Source organism: Paenarthrobacter sp. NPDC092416 (assembly GCF_044755025.1).
GTDB lineage: Bacteria > Actinomycetota > Actinomycetes > Actinomycetales > Micrococcaceae > Arthrobacter.
This window is the reverse complement of sequence record NZ_JBIVQG010000001.1, coordinates 15,724-33,840: the sequence shown is the minus strand read 5'-3', so window position 1 is coordinate 33,840 and position 18,117 is coordinate 15,724. Positions and strand designations below refer to the sequence as shown.

Annotated in this window: 16 protein-coding genes; 8 read left to right on the top strand and 8 right to left on the bottom strand. The window is 62.7% G+C overall.

Annotated elements, in window-relative coordinates; genetic code table 11:
- Positions 1-7: 7 nt before the first annotated feature.
- Together ACIQC5_RS00150 and ACIQC5_RS00145 are read right to left on the bottom strand one after the other, a co-directional pair.
- A complete protein-coding gene (locus ACIQC5_RS00150) occupies positions 8-1,027 on the bottom strand; it encodes a LacI family DNA-binding transcriptional regulator (protein ID WP_400277556.1) in 1,020 nt (339 codons plus the stop codon).
- 14 nt (positions 1,028-1,041) lie between these two features.
- Positions 1,042-2,241, bottom strand: coding sequence for a Gfo/Idh/MocA family protein (locus ACIQC5_RS00145; protein WP_400277555.1), 1,200 nt, complete (start codon positions 2,239-2,241; stop codon positions 1,042-1,044).
- A gap of 213 nt (positions 2,242-2,454) precedes the next feature.
- On the opposite strand from ACIQC5_RS00145, the gene ACIQC5_RS00140 reads away from it, so the two are divergent.
- The 4 genes from ACIQC5_RS00140 (at position 2,455) to ACIQC5_RS00125 (ending at position 8,072) form a co-directional block, all read left to right on the top strand.
- Positions 2,455-3,417 (top strand): carbohydrate ABC transporter permease, encoded by a 963-nt coding sequence (locus tag ACIQC5_RS00140; RefSeq protein WP_400277554.1) that lies wholly within the window; start codon positions 2,455-2,457, stop codon positions 3,415-3,417.
- Positions 3,418-3,426: 9 nt separating this feature from the next.
- Complete coding sequence (locus tag ACIQC5_RS00135) at positions 3,427-4,353, top strand: carbohydrate ABC transporter permease (RefSeq protein WP_400277553.1); 927 nt, start codon at positions 3,427-3,429, stop codon at positions 4,351-4,353.
- A gap of 72 nt (positions 4,354-4,425) precedes the next feature.
- On the top strand, positions 4,426-5,778 hold the full coding sequence (locus ACIQC5_RS00130; RefSeq protein ID WP_400277552.1) for an ABC transporter substrate-binding protein: 1,353 nt from the start codon (positions 4,426-4,428) through the stop codon (positions 5,776-5,778).
- Positions 5,779-5,894: 116 nt separating this feature from the next.
- Positions 5,895-8,072, top strand: a complete 2,178-nt coding sequence (locus ACIQC5_RS00125; protein WP_400277551.1) for an alpha-galactosidase — start codon at positions 5,895-5,897, stop codon at positions 8,070-8,072.
- Positions 8,073-8,189: 117 nt separating this feature from the next.
- Here ACIQC5_RS00125 and aroQ read toward each other — a convergent pair whose 3' ends face one another.
- Both aroQ and ACIQC5_RS00115 read right to left on the bottom strand, forming a co-directional pair.
- A complete protein-coding gene (aroQ, locus tag ACIQC5_RS00120; protein ID WP_400277550.1) occupies positions 8,190-8,654 on the bottom strand; it encodes a type II 3-dehydroquinate dehydratase in 465 nt (154 codons plus the stop codon).
- 97 nt (positions 8,655-8,751) lie between these two features.
- Complete coding sequence (locus tag ACIQC5_RS00115) at positions 8,752-9,936, bottom strand: MarP family serine protease (RefSeq protein WP_400277548.1); 1,185 nt, start codon at positions 9,934-9,936, stop codon at positions 8,752-8,754.
- Between the two features lie 235 nt (positions 9,937-10,171).
- Between ACIQC5_RS00115 and ACIQC5_RS00110 the strand changes: the two genes are divergently transcribed.
- The gene (locus tag ACIQC5_RS00110; protein ID WP_011775987.1) at positions 10,172-10,849 is read left to right on the top strand and encodes a Crp/Fnr family transcriptional regulator; all 678 of its coding nucleotides are present in this window, start codon (positions 10,172-10,174) and stop codon (positions 10,847-10,849) included.
- 109 nt (positions 10,850-10,958) lie between these two features.
- On the opposite strand, the gene ACIQC5_RS00105 is transcribed toward ACIQC5_RS00110, so the two are convergent.
- Positions 10,959-12,113 (bottom strand): epoxide hydrolase family protein, encoded by a 1,155-nt coding sequence (locus ACIQC5_RS00105; protein ID WP_400277547.1) that lies wholly within the window; start codon positions 12,111-12,113, stop codon positions 10,959-10,961.
- A gap of 63 nt (positions 12,114-12,176) precedes the next feature.
- Between ACIQC5_RS00105 and ACIQC5_RS00100 the strand changes: the two genes are divergently transcribed.
- Entirely contained in the window at positions 12,177-13,157 is a 981-nt protein-coding gene (locus ACIQC5_RS00100) for a helix-turn-helix transcriptional regulator (RefSeq protein WP_400277546.1), read from the top strand.
- A 39-nt stretch (positions 13,158-13,196) separates the two neighbouring features.
- Here ACIQC5_RS00100 and ACIQC5_RS00095 read toward each other — a convergent pair whose 3' ends face one another.
- Genes ACIQC5_RS00095 through ACIQC5_RS00085 form a run of 3 tightly spaced genes read right to left on the bottom strand, consistent with a single transcriptional unit; the run spans position 13,197 to position 14,821 of the window.
- On the bottom strand, positions 13,197-14,108 hold the full coding sequence (locus ACIQC5_RS00095; protein WP_400277545.1) for an NUDIX hydrolase: 912 nt from the start codon (positions 14,106-14,108) through the stop codon (positions 13,197-13,199).
- Between the two features lie 18 nt (positions 14,109-14,126).
- Positions 14,127-14,663 (bottom strand): RidA family protein, encoded by a 537-nt coding sequence (locus ACIQC5_RS00090; RefSeq protein WP_400277544.1) that lies wholly within the window; start codon positions 14,661-14,663, stop codon positions 14,127-14,129.
- A 2-nt stretch (positions 14,664-14,665) separates the two neighbouring features.
- The gene (locus tag ACIQC5_RS00085) at positions 14,666-14,821 is read right to left on the bottom strand and encodes a DUF4177 domain-containing protein (RefSeq protein ID WP_011775990.1); all 156 of its coding nucleotides are present in this window, start codon (positions 14,819-14,821) and stop codon (positions 14,666-14,668) included.
- On the opposite strand from ACIQC5_RS00085, the gene ACIQC5_RS00080 reads away from it, so the two are divergent.
- Positions 14,820-17,144: a transglycosylase domain-containing protein gene (locus tag ACIQC5_RS00080; protein WP_400277542.1), complete on the top strand. Its 2,325-nt coding sequence runs from the start codon at positions 14,820-14,822 to the stop codon at positions 17,142-17,144. The genes ACIQC5_RS00085 and ACIQC5_RS00080 overlap by 2 nt on opposite strands.
- Before the next feature lie 2 nt (positions 17,145-17,146).
- Positions 17,147-18,088 carry a metallophosphoesterase gene (locus tag ACIQC5_RS00075; RefSeq protein WP_400277541.1) on the top strand — a complete coding sequence of 314 codons (942 nt, stop codon included), beginning with the start codon at positions 17,147-17,149 and terminating at the stop codon, positions 18,086-18,088.
- The last annotated feature ends 29 nt before the right edge of the window (positions 18,089-18,117 follow it).

Sequence of the window (18,117 nt, the reverse complement as noted above, 5' to 3'; positions counted from 1 at the left end):
CAGAAGGTTACTTGCACCCGCAGGACTGCCGCACAATCAGCTCTGTGGGCAGGATGCGGTGCTGCAGTTCATCGCCGCGCCGCTCCCCCACCAAGGCCTGAACAGCTGCCTCGGCCATTGCCTTCACCGGTTGGGCCATGGTGGTCAGCGCCGGCCAGCTGTATTCGGAATCGATGGAGCCGTCAAACGACACCAGCGCCATATCGTTGGGAACGTTCAGACCGGCCTCGTGGAGGGCCCTCAGAATGCCGATGGCCTGCATGTCGTTGCTGGCAAAGATCGCGGTGGGCCGGTTGGCCATGGACAGGAAGCGTTTGCCTACCTCGTAGCCGCCGGGCCGGGTGAACTCGCCATGCAGTATTGGGCCGTCGGGCAAACCGGCCCCCCGCAAGGTGGCAAGCCACCCTACTTCGCGCCCGTCGAGCTGGTTTCCGGTGTTGGTGCCAATCGCCAGGCCGATGTTCGTGTGGCCGTGTCCGATCAAGTGCTCCACTGCCGCCCGCGCACCGGCTTGCAGGTCGACGCCCACGCTGTTGAAGCCCGGAGGCGACCCTGCGTTGTTCAGCAAAACCGACGGAATCTCGGAGGCTTCGAGGTCGGTCAGGTCGGGATCGAACACACAGCTTGCCAGGAAAACGCCGTCCACTTGGCGGGCAGCAAGGTTGCGGATGTTCTTGCGTTCCTTGGCCATGTTGCCGTCCGAATTGGTCAGCACGATGCCGTATCCCAGCTCCGCCGCGGCATCCTCCACCGCGTGCGCGAGCTGGGAGAAGAACGGATTGGTGTTGTCCGGGACCACGACGCCGATTGTTTCGCTGGATCCCAGTTTCAGCGCCCGCGCCGCGGCGTTGGGCCGATACCCGAGAACCCGGATGGCATCGCGCACCTTGGCTTCCGTGGCCGGGGCAACGTTCTTGGGCCCACCATTAACCACATAACTCACGACGGCGGTACTCACCCCGGCGTACCGGGCCACGTCCTTGCGTGTCACCGGGCCGCGCGGGGCTTGTACTGCTGAAGTCGTCATGGAGTAAATGCTAGCTATTCCGCCGGGGCATCGCCGAAATCGCGGATCGACAGCCGCTCGCCACCTCGCAGGGCGGACTCGTGGGCAACGATTCCGGGGAGCGTGAACCGGGCCGCGACCCAGGCATTGACCGGTGGCAGTGTGCCGTTGTTCACGGCGGTGACAAAGTCGTCCACCAGGAATTGGTGGCTGCCCTCGTGACCGTTCGGCGCACCGAGGAATTCCTGGGGCAACCGCGACTGATCGTGCACAGGGGCCAGCCCGGAGATGAAGGCGTCCCGCAATTCCGGGGCAACATCGGCAAGGGACGGATCATCGACGGACATGCTGGGCTTGGTTTCCACCTGTTCCGAGACGTCCTCAACAGTCGATTTGTCTTGCCACACCGTGGTGGTGGCCAGCTGCTCAAAGCTGGCTTCCGTGCCGAAGAAGCGGAAACGTGATTCCCGGATGTGGGAGGGGTAGCCCACCCGGCGCATCTCGTTGGTGCGCATGGCCCCGCCGTCGTTCATTTCGAACAAAGCCGTCGCGTTCGAGAAGTCGTTGGCGAACATGCTGATGTCTTTGTCGAACACCCCGTCAGCGCGGTCGTCCTTGACGCCGATGCAGCTGACGCTGACCGCATGACCGGGCACTGCGCCGAGGACACCGCCGATGGCGTGCGTCGGGTACAGCATGGGCGGGTAGCTCGCCGTTTCCTTCCAGCGGTCTCCCCCGCTGTACTGGTACGCCTCGTAGAAGCCAAGGTCCATGTCGTGGACGTAATCGCCCTCGGTGTAGAAGATCCGGCCAAATTTGCCAGCTTGGTGCTGCTGACGGGCGAACACTGTGGCGGGGTTGTAATAGCTGGTCTCACCCATGGCGTAGACCAGCTTCGTCTCGCGGACTGCCTCGATGATGCGCTCGATTTCCTCTTCGGAGATGGCCATCGGCACGGCCGAGTAGACGTGCTTGCCGGCCCTGAGGGCCCGTTCGACGAGGGGTCCGTGAGTCCACCGTTGCGTAAAGATCGCGACAGCATCGACGTCGGACTCCAGCAGCTCTTCAAAGGATCCCAACACGCCGTCCAAGCCCCATCGTTCCTTCGCGGTGGCTGCGCGTTCCGGCAGCTCGTCAACGGCATAGACCGCACTGACGCCGGGGTGGAGCTTGAACAAATGGGCAAAGTGTCCGCCGAACTGTCCGACACCCACTACACCGATCGAAAACGTCATTGTTTACCTTCCTGGAGCCGCCTGCGGCAGCTGGTTGTGATGACCCCTTAGGGAATGAATTGAGTCTTGCATCACGATCTACACGAGTCAACAAACTGGACACTTTCGAACAATAAACAACAAAAATCAGCGAAAACTCTTGCCAAGCTCAAATCTACTCGTGTAGATTCAGGTCCAGTTGTTATCCGCATCACAGTTAGGAAAGGGTCGACGATGACCACGCTCACCAAACAGCCCGATCCGGGACTCTCCGCCACCAGGGGATCCCGGAAGACACGGAAGCGGGGAAAACCAGCCGACGGTTTCCGCGGCATCGGGGACCTGAAGGTCGCACTCTTCTTCATCGCTCCGGCGATGGTCGGATTGATCCTCTTCTACCTCGTGCCAACCATCCGGGGCATCTACCTCAGCTTCACGGAGTACAGCATCCTGGGCGATCCGGAATGGATTGGCGCCAGGAACTACGAACGCATAGCCAAGGATCCGCTGTTCTGGAACGCCTTGGGCGTCACCTCGGAATACGTGGTGATCAACATTGTCCTTCAGACGGCGTTGGCCCTGGGCCTGGCAATCCTGATGCACCGGGTGGCAAAGTCCACCCTCATCCGCGGTGCCCTCCTGATGCCCTACCTGATGGCAAACGTCATCGCGGCCCTGCTGTGGTTCTGGATGCTTGATTACCAGATCGGCATCATCAACCAGATCATCGAGTGGACCGGACTGCCCCGGGTGGCTTTCTTCGGAAGCGAGCAATGGGCCATCCCCACCCAAGCACTCATCAACACCTGGCGACACATGGGCTACACAGCGCTCCTGATCTTCGCCGGACTGCAGGCCATCCCGAACAGCGTCTACGAGGCCGCCAGCATCGACGGTTCCAGGGCCGTGAGCACCTTCTGGCGGATCACCCTGCCGCTGCTGCGACCGGTCCTGGTACTGGTCCTCGTGGTAACCGTGATCGGTTCGTTCCAAGTCTTTGACACCGTTGCCGTTACCACCGCCGGCGGGCCAGTCAACGCCACCCGCGTGCTGCAGTTCTACATCTACCAGCGCGCCTTCAACGAACAGGACTTCGGCTACGGATCCGCACTGGCCGTCATCCTCTTCCTCATCCTCGCCATCGTCGCTTTCATCCAGATGAAGTTCCTCCGCGGCAACCAGTCGGACCTGGACTAAGGACACGCCATGACCACTCTTGCTTCCCCCAAGAACGGCGCCCGCCGTCGTCCATTCAGCCGTCCCTTCAACTGGCGCCGCGCCATCGCCTTGACCCTCCTCACCCTGGCCATCGCCGTGAGCATCCTGCCCTTCTACTGGGTGCTGCGCACAGCCCTGTCCTCCAACGGCTCCCTCGCGGCGAACTCCGCCAACCTGCTGCCAGCCGACTTCAACCTGGGCGCGTTCAAGCGGGTCTTCGGCCTCCAAAGTGCCTCCGAAGCCATCGCGGAAGGCGGCTCGGGCGCCTCGATCAATTTCTGGCAGTACCTGTGGAACTCGCTGCTTTTCTCCGGCATCACTACGGCCTGTGCCGTGTTCTTCAGCTCGATGGCCGCCTATGCCTTCTCCCGACTGCGGTGGAAAGGCCGCGACGCGGTCTTCTCCCTGTTCCTTGCCACAATGCTCGTCCCGCCGATCTTCACCGCCCTGCCCAACTTCCTGCTCATCAAGAACCTGGGCCTGCTGAATTCCATGCTCGGACTGGTGCTTCCCTACCTGTTCATGACCCCGTTCGCGATCTTCTTCATGCGCCAGTTCTTCCTGAACATGTCCAGGGAAGTTGAAGAAGCTGCAATGCTCGACGGCGCCAAGCACTGGCGGATCTTTTTCCAGATCATCATGCCCAACGCCGCCGCCCCGATCGCGACCCTGGCGCTGCTGACCTTCATGGGCCAGTGGAACGAATACTTCTGGCCCCTGCTCGTGGGCACCTCCGAAGAATCCCGAGTGCTCACCGTGGGCCTGGGGGTCTTCAAATCCCAGTCCCCGCAGGGCGCACCGGACTGGTCCGGCCTCATGGCCGCAACGCTCGTGTCCGCCACGCCCGTGCTGATCCTCTTCGCCATCTTCGGCAAACGGATCGTCAACTCCATCGGCTTCAACGGCACCAAGTAGCTTTCTCCACCTCCCTCCCGCGGAAACCGGCATGTGCCGACCCGCACCACACCCGTCCTGAAAGGACCAACCATGATGAACAAGAAGGCATTCGGCGCCGTCGCCGTAGCAGCAGTGGCTGCTCTCGCCCTGTCCGCCTGCTCGGGCGGAAGCTCCGGAGGAGACACTGCCAAGGGCGAGATCAGCTACTGGCTCTGGGACGCCAACCAGCTCCCTGCCTACCAGCAATGCGCCACGGACTTCACCAAGGCCAACCCGGATATCACCGTCAAGATCACCCAGACCGGTTGGGATGACTACTGGTCCAAAATCACCAATGGCATGGCCTCCGGCACCGCACCGGACGTCTTTACCGACCACCTGTCCAAGTACCCGGACTTCCTCAAGACCAAGCAGCTGGTGGCCCTTGACGACGCCGTCACGCAGGACAAGGTAGACCTATCCCAGTACAACGAAGGCCTCGCTGACCTGTGGGTAGGCCAGGACGGCAAGCGCTACGGCTTGCCCAAGGACTGGGACACCATCGCCCTGTTCTACAACCAGAAGATGGCCACCGACGCCGGCATCACCCCTGAACAGATGGGCTCACTGACCTGGAACCCGCAGGACGGCGGAACGTACGAGAAGGCAATCGCCCGACTCACCGTGGACAAAAACGGCAAACGTGGCGATGAGGCAGGCTTCGACAAGAACAACGTTGCCGTCTACGGATTGGGCCTGCCGGGCTCCGATGCCGAGAACGCCGGCCAGACGCAGTGGAGCTACCTGTCTGCCACCACTGGCTGGACCACCACGGACAAGAACCCTTGGGGCACCCACTTCAACTACGACGACACGAAACTCCAGGCCACCATCGACTGGTGGGCATCGCTCGCCGCGAAGGGCTACATGCCCAAGCTTGAAACCACCGTGGGCGCCAACGCTGCCGACAGCTTCGGCGCAGGCAAGGCCGCCATCAACAGCAATGGTTCCTGGATGATCGGCCAGTACACCGGCTACAAGGGCATCGACGTCGGCATCGCGCCCACCCCTCAGGGCCCCGACGGCAAGCGCGCCTCCATGTTCAACGGCCTGGCTGATTCCGTTTGGGCAGGCACCAAGAAGAAGGACGCCGCCATCAAGTGGGTCGAATACCTCGGCTCCGCGGCCTGCCAGGATGTCGTCGCCTCCAAGGCCGTCGTGTTCCCGGCTATCACCACGTCCTCCGAGAAGGCCGCAGACGCCTTCAAGGCCAAGAACGTAGACGTCAGCGCCTTCACCCAGCACGTGAAGGACAAGACCACCTTCATGCTCCCGATCACGGACAACGCCGCCAAGGTTTCGGGAATCATGAAGCCGGCCATGGACGCGGTAATCGCCGGCAAGGCCCCGGCCAGTTCCCTGACGGCCGCCAACGAACAGGTCAACGCCCTCTTCGCGAAGTAGGCCTGAACGCCCCATAATAGGGGACCACTGACAGGTCCGGGCGCCGTTTGCTCCTCGGTGGCGGCGCCCGGACCACCACTTTTCCACGAACCACCTTCCCGAAAGCGACTCACCCCATGCAACCGCTTCATCTCCGTTCCGCCGGCACCAGCCTGGTGATCAGCACCCATCGAGGAGAGGCCGAAATTTCCCACTGGGGAGCCGACCTGGGTGATGCCCTGCCGGACTTGGCCATCCTGAACGAGCCCATCGCCCCCTCCTCGATTGACGGCACTGTCCCGGCCGGGCTCATCCCCCAGGCCTCCTCCTCATGGCAAGGCCGTCCCGGGCTGCGCGGACACCGCATCATTGACGGCATCGCCGGCTTCGATTTTTCGGTTCGCCTGCGGGCGGTGAGCGCAACAGCGGACGGCAACACCGCCGTCGTCGTCCAAGCGGATCCCGACGCCGGTATTACCGTGACGACCAACCTCACCTTGCACCCCGGCGGCCTTTTGGAACTGCGCAATACAGTCGCCAACCACGGCACATCACCGTTCCAGGTGGATGAGCTGGCCACCATGCTTCCGGTCTCGCCCGAGGCCGTCGAACTCCTGGATCTGACGGGCCGCTGGTGCCGCGAACGCCACCCGCAGCGCCGCGCCATCCAGCAGGGAACCTGGGTGCGGACTGGTCGCCACGGACGCACCGGGCATGACTCCTCGCTCCTGCTCGCGGCCGGGACAGCCGGATTCGGCAACCGCCACGGCAAGGTGTGGGCGACACATTTGGCCTGGAGCGGCAACCACGAACAATTCGCGGACAACGTGGCGGCCGGGCGCACCATGGTGGGCGGCTCTGAGTTGCTCGGTCCCGCCGAAGCGGTGCTGCAGCCGGGTGAAAGCTACACGACGCCCGCGCTGTTCGCGGCCTACTCGGACCACGGGCTGGACGGCATCAGCGAGGCGCTCTACAGCTGGTTCCGCTCCCGGCCGCACCATGTGAACACGCCGCGTCCAGTGGTCCTCAACACCTGGGAAGCGGTCTACTTCGACCATAACCTGGACACCCTGATCGAGCTCGCGGAGTCCGCAGCGGACCTCGGCGTGGAACGCTTCGTGCTCGACGACGGATGGTTCCGCGGGCGCCGCAACGATCACGCCGGACTGGGCGACTGGTATGTGGACGAGACCGTGTGGCCCGAGGGCCTCACACCGTTGATCGACGCCGTGACCTCGCATGGCATGGAGTTCGGTCTCTGGGTGGAGCCCGAAATGATCAACCTCGATTCCGACATCGCCCGTGCGCATCCCGAATGGATCGTGGGTCCATCTGTGACATCGTTCAAGGACGGCGGCCGGCTCCCCCTCGAATGGCGGCATCAGCACGTCATTGACCTCGCGAACCCTGAGGCCTGGCAGTACGTCTACGACCGTATCGATGCCCTGCTGCGCGAGAACAAGATCAGCTACCTCAAGTGGGACCAGAACCGGGACCTCCTGGAGCACGGACATGCCGGCCGGGCCTCGGTCCACGCACAGACACTGGCCGCCTACCGGCTCTTTGAGGCCCTCGGCGCGGCCCATCCCGGCGTCGAGATCGAGAGTTGCTCTTCCGGGGGCGCCCGCGTTGACCTTGGCATCCTCGAGCGGACACAGCGGATCTGGGCTTCGGACTGCAACGATGCCCTGGAGCGTCAGACCATCCAACGGTGGACCGGCATGGTGGTCCCGCCGGAACTCGTGGGCGGACACATCGGCCCCACAACGTCCCACACCACAGCCCGCACGCACGACCTCTCGTTCCGCGCCATCACGGCGTTGTTCGGGCACTTCGGCATGGAGTGGGATGTCCGCTCGGTCACGGGGGCCGAACGCGAGGAACTCCAACGGTTCATCGGTCTGTACAAGGAACACCGGGCGCTGATCCACAGTGGACGAGCGGTGCGCGCCGACGTCCCGGACGAGTCATTGATGCTGCACGGCGTTGTTGCTGGCTTTGGCGAGCACGACGGCGACGTTCCGGCCGGTGCAACCGCGGCACTTTTCGCGCTGGTCAAGACCCGGACAGGTTTCGCCGAGCAAACCGGCCGGGTGGCGATTCCGGGACTCGATCCTGCCCGCTCCTACCGGGTCGAGGCAATCTTCCCCTCCCCAGCGGACGCCGACTACGGGCACACATTCACTGAGGCCCAGCCGGCGGCGTGGCTGTCAGAGGGCGCGGTGGCTTCCGGAAGGTTCCTGGGCGAGGTAGGGCTGACCATGCCGCTGCTGAACCCCGAGCACGCGATCCTGCTGCGGTGCACGGCTCTCTGACCGTCTCTCACATCCCGACCCGTTCCCGGGAACCGCCTCTCACATCCCGACCCGTTCCCGGGAACCGCCTCTCACATCCCGACCCGTTCCCGGGAACCTTCTCTCACATCCCGACCTTTAGACTGCTTCCGCCAAGTAGTCGATGGCCAGTTTGTAGCCCAACACACCGGCGCCAACGATGATCGCCGTACACACTCCTGATAGGTAGGAGTGGTGACGGAACTCTTCGCGCTGGTGAACGTTGGTGATGTGGACCTCGACGGCGGGAAGCTGCACGGCCGCCAAGGCGTCCCGCAGGGCGACGGAAGTATGAGTGAAGGCTCCGGCATTGATGACAATTCCGACGGCGGTGCCGCGGGCTGCGTGGATGGCGTCCAGAAGGTCGCCCTCGTGGTTCGACTGGACACAGTCAACGGTGAATCCATGGGCGGCAGCCGCGGTCATGGCCAGTTGCTCGACGTCGGCCAGCGTGGAAGTTCCGTACTTCTCCGGTTCGCGTGTGCCCAGAAGGTTGAGGTTGGGTCCATTGATCACAAGGATGGTGCCGCGACCGGCTTCGGTGGCGGGGGTGGCTTCAGTCATGGCTCCCAATCTATAGCTGCAAGAGGGTGTCCGGGAATCACGCCCAAAACGTGAGAGCGGGTCGGTCGAAAACACTCACGATGTGAGAGTGGATCGGTTACTTACGGGTGCACTGCCCGGGCGAGACCGGGTTGCTGAGACCAGGAGCCTGGGCAGCCACGGGCTCAAGGTCGTCCATGGTGAGGGCGAAACCGAGTGCGGCATCGGTGGTGGTCTTGGCGAAGATCAGGCCTGCCACTTGGCCCTGCATGGTGAGCAACGGTCCGCCTGAATTCCCGGGCTGAACGTCCCCGGCAAGCTTGTAAACCTGCTCGGGCGAGGGGTTGTTGCCGTAGATATCCGGCACCAGGATGGTGGAAATCCCCTGGACGGTGGCAGGCTTCGACTGGAACGGACCGCCGTGCGGGTAACCGGCGAACGCAGCCGAACTTCCGGAAGCGAGATCCGAGCTCAGGGGCAACGGATTGGAGGGAAGTCCGTCCACGGCCAGCACCGCGATGTCCCGCTGGGGGTCGAAGTAAACCACCTGACCCGGCAGCGCACCGCCGTCGGGAATCTCCACGACGGGCTGCGACACGCCCGCCACAACATGCGCGTTCGTCACGACGCGCCCGGGTGACACAACAAACCCTGAGCCTGTCTGGTTCTGGCCGCATTCGAAAGCAGTGCCTGCGATCTTCAACACGGAACGTGCCGCCTGGTTCAGCGCGGGTGTGTCGGTGGATTCGTTCGGAATCGTCACTGGAGTAGACGGGCCGATTCCTTCGATGAGCTTCGGGATGCCGTCCCCGATGACCGTGGAACGCAGCTGCGCCATGGTGGTTTTGACCGGGGTGGGCGTCAACGAATCGATGTACCGGATAACCCGCGACTGCGCGAGCTGCTGCGAAACAAACGGCACACCCAGCGAACTGATGCTGAACGCCAACATGGACATGACCAGCGCCGCAACCACCACGCTGACCACGCCACCCACCACACGGTCCACCGCGTGCAGCGGCTTGATCCGCACTGCGTGGCGCACTTTCCGCCCGATCATGGTGCCAAGCCCGTGGCCCAAAGCAATGAGTACGACGGCGGAGCCCACCGTGGCGGTCAGCCTCCAACCGCTGTCGGCCACCCAGCCGCTCACCAGCGGCACTGCCATGAAGGCAGCAATGGCACCGACTGCGAAACCAGCGATGCCTCCCAGCGTCACGAGGAAGCCGTTGCGCAGGCCATAGATAAGGTAGGACAGCAGCATCAAGATCAATGCCAGATCCAAAATCGTCAAGCCAAACACCAATGCTCCTCACAGCCGGGTTGCGCCAATTCTAGATGGGCCCCCTGACAAGAAACCGTTAGTCCGGTCACGATACGGTGGCATCGGAGATGTCCTGCGGGCCCGTCAACAGGCCTCAGAGCGGGACAAACCCGCGTCGTTTCAGCGTTTCACGTGCCAAGTACGTCACAGAAGCTCAAAAATTCTGAAACAATGGCTGGAGCGCCACGACCGAAACTTATATTCAGGAGAATTCATGGACATCGAGGTATTGCGCCGCGCACCCCTCTTCGCCACCCTTGACGACGACGCATTCCGCCTGCTGACGGACGAACTCACCGAGGTGGACCTTTCACGTGGAGCCTCAGTGTTCCGCGAAGGCGACCAGGGTGACCAGCTGTACTTCATCGTTTCCGGCAAGGTCAAGCTTGGCCGCACTTCCCCTGACGGCCGCGAGTCCCTGCTGGCCATCCTTGGCCCGGGCGAGCTCTTCGGCGAAATGGCACTGTTCGACCCCAGCCCGCGCACCGCGACGGCCACCGCCGTCTCGGAGACCCGCCTGGCAGGCCTGAAAAACGAGAGCCTCAACGCCCTGCTCCGCACGCGTCCCGAGGTTTCTGCCCAGTTGCTGCAGGCCCTTGCCCGCCGCCTGCGCCGCACGAACGACTCCCTGTCCGACCTCGTCTTCTCGGACGTCCCCGGTCGCGTAGCCAAGGCCCTTCTGGATCTGGCCGACCGCTTCGGCCGCCCGGCCACCGACGGCGTCCTGGTAGCTCACGAACTGACGCAGGAAGAACTTGCCCAGCTGGTTGGAGCTTCCCGCGAAACTGTCAACAAGGCACTGGCCGAGTTCGTACAGCGCGGTTGGCTGCGTCTGGAAGCCCGCGCCGTCGTCATCCTCGACATGCAGCGGCTTCGCCAGCGTTCGCGCTAAAGTCTTTCCACAAAAAGCCGTCCCGGTGTGAACCGGGGCGGCTTTTTGTCGCTGGTTACAGCGTTGTCGCAGGTTACCGCGTTGTCGCTGGTTACAGCGTTGTCGTCGGTTACCGCCGGGTGGGCAGTTTCGCGAAGAATGCCCGAATGTCACCAGCTACCAGCGCCGGGACTTCCAAAGCTGCGAAATGTCCGCCCTCCTCAAATCGACTCCAGTGCACGATGTTTGCATTGTCGCGTTCTGCGAAAACACGGATCGTCTGGAAGTCATCCTTGAAAACGGCGACGCCGGTGGGTGCGGCGTTCACGCGCGTCTCGGCCTGGGAGCGCGCGTTATCGAGATAGCTTCGGCTCATTCCTGCTGCCGCATTCGCGAACCAGTTCACGGTCACTTCAGTAAGGATCTTCTCGAGCGGCACGAGCGAGGTGCCGTTGCCGAACGAATTGAACAGCTCGCTGTAAGCCAGAAGTCCCACAGGTGAGTCGCTCAATCCCACCGCCACCGTCTGTGGCCGACTCGCGTTCATGGAGTTGTATCCCCCGACGGACTGGAACCATTCCATATGCGCAAGGCCCGCATAATCTTGTGGTTCGAGCCTCTCGAACTCACCCGGGTCACCGGACGGGAACGAGAAAAGCTGCAGCACGTGGAGGCCAAGGAATCCGTCGGGGTTGAGAAGTCCGAGTTCTCGTGCCACCATAGCGCCGTTGTCGGAACCGTGGATTCCGTAGTGGGAGTATCCGAGCCCGCGCATGAGAACGTCATAGGCGCGCGCCACGCGGGCAGTATTCCAGCCGGCGTCGGCGACCGGGGCGGAGAACCCGTAGCCGGGAGCATCCGGGATCACCACGTCGAAGGCGTCCTCTGCCCGCCCGCCGTGCGATACGGGATCGATGAGTTCGTCGATCATGTCGAGGTAATCAACGGAAGATCCTGGGTAGGTGTGGGCCAGAAGCAGCGGCGTAGCGCCAGGATGCGGTGAGCGCACGTGGATGAAGTGAAAACGCTGCCCATCGATCTCAGTGGTGAAGTGCGGGACAGCGTTGATGCGCGCTTCTTGGACGCGCCAGTCGAAGCCATTGGTCCACACGTCCAATGCATCGCGAAGGTATGCGTTCGGTGTCCCGGCGTCCCAGTCGTCCACTGGAGCTGCTTGAGGCAAACGTGTCCTGGCCAGCCGCTCCATCAGGTCGTCGAGTTCGGCCTGGGGAACGTCGAGTCGGAAGTCGCGGATATGGAGGTTCGTGTCTGTGATGTTCACCATGTTTAAGACGATACGGTGGATATAGGAACGGTTTCTTCCGCATGGAACGAGGAATCTCAAGCAATGTCCTCTACTGCTGAACGCCTGTTGGCGCTCCTTTCTCTGCTGCAGTCCCGGGCCGATTGGAAGGGTCCTGAACTCGCGGCCCGTCTCGGCGTAACTACACGCACCGTGCGCAACGACATCGACCGGTTACGGGAGCTCGGCTACCCCGTCGATGCGACGCGGGGGACTGCTGGAGGCTATCGACTCGGTGCCGGCGGCAAGCTCCCACCTCTCCTTCTCGACGATGAGGAAGCCGTCGCCGTCGCTATCGGTCTGCGTACCGCAACAGGCATCGCCGGCATTGCCGAGTCGAGCGCCCGTGCCCTCGCCAAGCTGGAACAGGTGCTCCCTTCGCGGCTGCGGCCAACCGTGACGGCGCTCTCGACTGTGGACCGTGCGCCCGAGAACAACGGAACGGATGCGCCCGACCCTGAAGTCAACCACTCAGTCCTCGCCGCAATCGCCGCAGCGATCCGCGACGTCGAATGGTTCCGTTTCGATGACCGCGGTACGTCAAAGCTTGTGGAACCTTATCGCCTGCTGAGTTGGCAGCGGCGCTGGTACTTGGTGGGGCGTGATCCGACCACCTCTGAATGGGACGTCTTCCGCGCCGATTGGATTGAGCCGCAGATGCGTACGTGGCGCCGGTTCACCCCGTCCCCGCTGCCCGGCGGCGACTACACGGCATTCGCCATGCGATCCATCGCGGCCAGCGGCTGGAAAGTCCATGCGCGCCTTCGCGTCGCCGCTCCAGCGGAAGCCGTCCTCGCGCGAATCAACCATACGGTGGGCGTCGTCGAGTCGATCTCCGATACCGAATCCGTACTGGTCACCGGTGCCGACAGCCTCGAAACCATCGCCGCGTACATTGGGATGCTCGGCATGGATTTCACCGTCGAGTCGCCGGCGGCTTTGGTGCCGCACCTGAGGCACCTCGCTCAGGTCTACCTCCGCGCGGCGAACGGCGTAGAGCTGCCGCAGTCCCCCGGCGGGATGTGAGAGACGATCCAGAAAAACCCGACGGGATGTGAGAGACGATCAGCGTTCGCGCTGCGGCTCGCCGGCTACGGTTCTGGCAGCCTCGACCTCGAGCATGAGTTCACCGGCCTCGTTCACAAGCCTTGGCTGGTAAACGTGCGCCTTGCGCTTGTAGCTGAGGTAGGCGATGCAACCGTTGGCGTGGGCCATCTTCTCCAGCATGATTTCCGAGCCAGGGACAAGGAGTTGGCCAAGCGTGAGCCCGACGGTATTTTCCTGGGCGACTTCGTCGCCGAGGGCCGTGGTGTCGCGGAGCTCGATGGCTTGGGCGGCGCACACCCAACGGCCCCAGACTCCCTTGCTGCCCAGGATGGAGGGCTGCTGGTTGACGGGCACCGTGGCGGCAAAGTAGCGCGTATTGAAACGAGTGTGGGCGAAGTCCGGGCTGAGCCAGTTCACCAAGGGCTTGAGCAGGTCCGTGCGCAGCGACAGTCCTCGTTTGGAGAGCATCTCCGTGAAGGACTTCTCCTGCGCTGCCACGGCTTCGCGAGCGCGCATCCAGTCGACGGTGGAGTTCGATTCAACGGTCGACGAAGCGTCCGGTCCCGCGAGCAGGACTCCGGTTTCTTCGAAGAGTTCGCGGATGGCGCCAACCACGTGACGGCGGGCGAGTCCGACGTCGTCCGTACCCATGTGCTCAGCCCACTGCTGAGGTGAGGGGCCCAACCAACCGACGGGGTCGTCGTCGGTGGCTTCGAGGGACCCGCCGGGGTACGCGAGGACGCCCAGCGGCGAGGAGCCTGGCCTGTAGCCAAGCCAGGTCTCCAAACCGGTGGGCGAATCGCGCAAAAGTACTACTGATGATGCGTAGCGCGCGGCCCTGGGGGTCCGTTCGCCAAGCTCAAGCCAGTTTCGTGCTGCCCCTTCGAGTTCCGGAGGGAGGACGAACAGGCGGCGGGCTAGCTGCGGCACGTTGGTTGAACCGGTTCCTTAGCTGAATTCAGCAATGAGCTCGACCTCGACAGGCGAGTCGAGTGGCAGGACGGAAACGCCGACGGCGGAGCGTGCGTGCTTGCCTGCGTCACCGAATACCTGGCCGAGGAGCTCGGAGGCACCGTTAATAACGCCGGGCTGGCCAGTGAAGGTGGGATCGGACGATACGAAACCGACCACCTTGACGATGCGCGTGATGCGGTCGAGGTCGCCGATGACGCTCTTGACTGCGGCGAGGGCGTTGATGGCGCATACTGCGGCGTAGCGCTTGGCGTCCTCGGGATCAACGGTCGGTTCGTCGGAGGTGCCCAACTCGCCGAGGGATACCTTGCCCGTAGCTTCAAGTTTGCCGTTAATAAAGGGCAGCTGTCCGGAGGTGTAAACGTAGCTGCCGGACACTACTGCGGGCACGTAGGCGGCCACGGGAGCGGCGACCTCGGGGAGGGTCAGTCCGAGCTCCGCCAGACGCTGTTCAACAGCCGACGTCGGGGCGCCGGATTCCGCGGGAGACGTGGTTTCTGCGGGGGTTGTCATAGTTACTGCTTCTCCCTTTTCAGGTATGCAACAAGGCCTTTTCCATCGGGTCCACCGACGACTTGGACGAGCTCCCAGCCGTCCTCGCCCCACTGGTCCAGGATCTGCTTGGTGGCATGGATAATGAGCGGAATCGTGGCGTACTCCCATTTGGTCATGACAGAAAGCCTAGCCCTTGCCGGTAAAGTGGAAAACATGGTGACTCGCAAGAACCCCATATTCGACACTGCCACCACCCTCGGAAAGATACTAGGTTTCCTTGGCGTGAGTGCGATCTGTGGCGTCCTGGTGGCGGGCCTGCTGGTCCCTGCCGCGGCCGTCTCAGGCAGTGCCGCCAGTGGTTCAATTCAGTTCTTTGACACTCTGCCGGCGGAACTCCAGGTGGACCCGCCCAGCCAGAACACCACGATTCTGGCCAAGGACGGGACGCCCATCGCGTCCATCTACGCCGAGAACCGCACCAAAGTGCCGCTGGACCAGATGAGCCCGTTCATCAAGGACGCAGTTGTCGCCATTGAAGACAGCCGCTTCTATGAGCACGGCGGCATCGACACCACAGGCATCATGCGAGCCCTGGTAAGCACCGCCCGCGGTAACAAGCAGGGCGCATCCACCATTACCCAGCAGTACGTCAACAACGTCATCAATGAGTCACTGGTGGCATCCGGCAAGGAAGACGACGTCAAGCTCAACGGTTACAACAAGGGCGTTGGCGACAAGCTCCGCGAAATGAAACTTGCGATCGCCCTGGAGAAGAAATTCTCCAAGGAGCAGATCCTCGAGGGCTACCTCAACATCGTCTTCTTCAACCGTGACGCCTACGGCATTGAGGCTGCGTCGAAGTTCTTCTTCAGCACCTCTGCCAAGGATTTGACGCTCCCGCAGGCCGCACTTCTTGCCGGCTTGGTGAACAGCCCGTCGGCCTTCGATCCGATCGCGAACCCGGAAAACGCGCAAAAGCGCCGTGACCTGGTGCTTGCCGCCATGGTCAACCAGAACAAAATCACGCAGGCCGAGTACGACGAAGCCATTGCTACGCCGGTCACCACCAAGGTCACTCCAGCCCGTCAAGGCTGTGCCTACGCCACCATGGCTCCGTACTTCTGCGACTACGTGCTGCACTTGCTCTTCAACAACCCCGCCTACGGTGACACCGAAGAGGAACGCGTCAAGCGCGTCATGCGCGGCGGCCTGACCATCCAGACCACCCTGGATCCCACCGCCCAGGCGGTTGCCCAGCAACAGGTCGATGGAACCGCAGGCGCCAACCCCGACAAGTGGGGTGCTTCGATCACCTCCGTCCAGCCGGGCACCGGGCAGATCGTGAGCATGGCCCAGAACACCGTGTGGCTCCCTCAAGAGGGGAAGTTCGATCAGACGCAGAACTTCAACGTCGATGTTCTGGATGCCAAGGGCAATGACCTCAACGGCATCGGCGGATTCCAGCCCGGTTCCACGATGAAGCCCTTCACGTTCGCTGAATGGCTGAACGAGGGCAAGTCGATGAACACGACGATCAATGCCTCTGTCCGGCGGTATGGCCAGAACTTCCCGTGGAAGAACACCTGCGAAACCCCGACGGTTGGCTGGTATGACGCCACGAACGGCACGTTCGATCTTCAGAATTCAGACAGCGTTCACTACAGGAACATGACCGTGCTGTACGGTCTTATGAACTCCATCAACACCGCGACGTTTGCTTCGGCTTCCCAGGTTGACCTCTGCGGAATCCAGAAGATCGTCGACGCCACCGGCATCCACGGCGGCCTTCCGATCCGGGATGACAATAACAAGGTCACCGATCCGAATCCCAAGGTTCCCATGACCACGCTGGCCAACCTGATTGGTTCCACGCAGACAGCACCGCTGACCATGGCAGCAGCCTTTGCAACGTTCGCCGCTGACGGCAAGTACTGCGAGCCGATCGCCATTACGTCGGTCAAGGATCCGTCCGGCGCTGAGCTGCCGGCCCAGTCCTCCACCTGCCGTGACGCAGTGAAGCCTGAGGTTGCGCGGGGCGTGGCGTACGCGATGCAGGAAGTCCTCAACGCAGGTTCGGGTTCACTGATCCGCCCCAGCCTCTCAACCAAGGCCAACTTCCCCGTTGCTGCAAAGACCGGTACCAACGACACCAACGGTTCCACATGGGTAGTCGGTTACACCACCGGCCTGGCAACCGCTTCCTGGTTCGGAGATCCGCTGGACAACCAGTCCCGCCCGGGCCGAAACCTGACCATTAACGGCAAGTTCTACGACTCGATTGACGGTTACATGATCGCCGGTCCGCAGTTCACCAACTACATGTTGTCCGTGGCACCGGCATATGGAACCAATCCGTTCCAGGCTCCGCCGTCCAACCTGTTGGGCACGCCGACTCCCACGCAGCGTTCCACGCCGTCCACCACCACGCCGTCCACGGCTCCCTCCACTGCTCCGTCAAGCAACAGTGGGAACGGCAACGGCAACGGCAACAAGGGCTGATCGTGTCCTTCGGTGATTCACTGGCAAACCGCGTCCGCATTGTCGGGCGCGGTTTCGCCGTTACTTCTGCACTCGGCGTGACAGTGGGTGCAGCAGCGGCGGCCTATGGTTGGTGGGAAAAGGACCAGTTCGAGGTCCGCCACGAAACTCTCGCCATCTTGCCGGAGGGTTCCAACCCGCTAAGGGTCCTGCACTTGAGCGATATCCACTTCGTTCCCGGTCAGGACAAGAAGACCCAGTGGTTGCAGTCCTTGGCTGACTTGAAGCCAGACCTGGTGGTCAACACCGGCGACAACCTGAGCCACGTCAAGGCGATCGATCCGTTGATCAGCGCGCTCCGCCCGTTGATGGAGTTCCCGGGTGTTTTCGTCCCCGGGTCCAACGACTACTACGCACCACGGATCAAGAATCCTGCCGGGTACTTCCGTGGGCCTTCCACGCTCAGGAACGATCCCATCAAACTGGATTGGCCCAGGCTGCGTTCCGCTTTCGGCATGGCTGGCTGGGTGGACCTCACCAACCGGCACCAGTCCGTAGTGCTGAACGGTCTGCGTTTCGACTTCTCCGGCGTGGACGATCCTCACCTGAAGCGTGAACGGTACGCGGGGTGGCCGCGCGGCACAGTGAACCAGGACGCCCGTCCTCACCTGAGGGTCGCCGTCATCCACGCCCCGTATCAGCGGGTACTGGACCATTTCACGGAGGCAGAAGCCGATCTGATCTTGGCCGGACACACTCACGGCGGCCAGATCTGCATCCCCGGCTACGGTGCGCTCGTCTCCAATTGCGACCTCCCCACGTGGCGCGCCAAGGGCCTCCACGATTGGGAAAGCGATGGATTCACGACGCCGGTGAACGTCTCGGGCGGTATCGGCACCTCACGCTTCGCCCCGGTCCGCATCGCGTGTCGCCCCGAAGCGGTTCTGCTGACGCTCACGTCGTAGAGCCCGGCGGACTCGGGCCCTACGACGCC